Genomic DNA, 1172 nt, shown 5'->3' with positions numbered 1-1172 from the left:
CGGCCACCCCCGGCGACGCGGGGGCCGGGCGGGAGCGGGACGGGGACGACGGGAACGCGGCGGATTCGGCGGCGCCGACGGCCGAGCCGTTCGCGCCCTGGGAGCTCGACTGGCAGGACTTCGGCGTGCGGGACGCGGCGATGAGCGGGGTGGCGTGCGCCCCGGTCGGCGCCGACCTGCTCTGCTCCGCCGGCTCCGAGGTATCGGTGCTCTTGGCGCCGGACGGCACCGAGCTCTGGACCCACCGCCCGCCGCGCGACTCGGCCGTCGCGCCGCGCGCCGTCACGGCCGGCGGCGTCGTCTACACCCAGTCCGACAACGGCGTGGTCGCGCTCGACCGGGCCGGCGAGACGCTGTGGGAGATCGACGCCCCCGAGCTGACCGGCGCGCTCGGCACCACCGACGACACCCTGGTGGTGCAGAACGGCGACAGCACGCTGCGCTTCTACGCCCTCAACTCCCCGGACCCGGTGGGTTCCTGGGAGGCACCGGGACGCTACCTCACCAGTGTGCTGACCTCGGGGGAGCACGTGCTGGCGCTCAGCAGGACCGAGCCCGACGGCTCCGACCCCCAGGTGACGCTGCTTGACAGAAGGGGCCGCGAGCAGTGGCCGACGCCGGTGGGACAGCCGGCGGAGACGGCCGGCCTGCTCGAACCGGTCGGGATCGACTCGGAGGCGGCCTACTTCGAGGAGTGGGACCCCGAGGTGCCGGTGGTCGCGGCGCTGCTCAGGCTCGACCTGGCGGACGGCACCTGGACCCGCACCGTGCTCGACGCGGCCGCCGAGCCGCGCACGGTGGTGGCCGACGGCGTCGCCTACGCCACGAACACGGCCGGCAGCGTCACGGCCGTCGACCTGGCGTCGGGTGAGACCCGGTGGTCGGTCGACCTGGACGCGGAGAACACTTCGGCCCCGGCCGTCGCCGGCGACGCGCTGTACTTCTCGGACGGCGAGGGCCGGCTGCACCAGGTGGCGCTCGCGGACGGCGCTCCGCTGGCGGTGGGCGAGCCGCACCCCGGCACCCCGGGCGCCGGCAGCGACGCCTGGGCGCCGCCGCCGGTGATCACGGACGAGGGTGTGGCCTACGTGGTGACGCTCGGCAACACGCTCTACGCGGCCCGCGTCGAGGACCTCGGCTGAGGGCCGGGGCGGGAGGGCTCAGCCTTCCAG

1 protein-coding gene is annotated in these 1172 nt (G+C 75.9%); it reads left to right on the top strand.

Features of this window, described 5'->3' with window-relative positions; all coding sequences use genetic code 11:
- A partial coding sequence (locus tag E1265_RS36370) for a PQQ-binding-like beta-propeller repeat protein (protein WP_132935198.1) occupies positions 1 to 1142 on the top strand: 1142 nt, incomplete at its 5' end.
- Between the last annotated feature and the right edge of the window lie 30 nt (positions 1143 to 1172).

The sequence above is a fragment of the Streptomyces sp. 8K308 genome (genome assembly GCF_004348315.1).
GTDB lineage: Bacteria > Actinomycetota > Actinomycetes > Streptomycetales > Streptomycetaceae > Streptomyces.
Note: the sequence above shows the minus strand (reverse complement) of the source record. Positions and strands in the feature narration are given on the sequence as shown.